Source organism: Azonexus caeni, assembly GCF_048146105.1.
Lineage (GTDB): Bacteria > Pseudomonadota > Gammaproteobacteria > Burkholderiales > Rhodocyclaceae > Azonexus > Azonexus aromaticus_B.
Genome location: NZ_JBKJAD010000072.1, coordinates 1 through 375 on the forward strand (window position 1 = coordinate 1; position 375 = coordinate 375).

The window sequence follows — 375 nt, forward strand, 5'->3', positions numbered from 1 at the left end:
CACCTGGACCTATGTCCCGGGCCCGGACTACAACGGAACTGACAGCTTCACGGTGACGATCGACGACGGCAACGGCGGAACGGCGACGTCGACGGTGACGATCGGTGTGACGCCGGTCAACGACCCGAGCGTTCTGGCCGCTGACACGAAGACGGTGTTTGAAGACTCGGTGGCGAGCGGGAACGTACTGGCGAACGACAGCGACGTTGACGACACGCTGACGGTGGCGAGCTTCACGGTGAATGGCTCGACGGTGAATGCGGGCGAGACGGTGACGCTGGCGAACATCGGCAAGCTGACGATTGGCAGCGACGGCGAATACACCTTTACGCCGGTGGCGAACTGGAACGGTTCGGTGCCGCAAGTGACGTACAC

The 375-nt window shown here is 62.9% G+C and carries 1 protein-coding gene; it reads left to right on the top strand.

The features are described from left to right. Positions 1-375 (top strand): Ig-like domain-containing protein (locus ACLIIZ_RS21120; protein WP_416695681.1); only part of this gene is annotated, 375 nt, incomplete at both ends.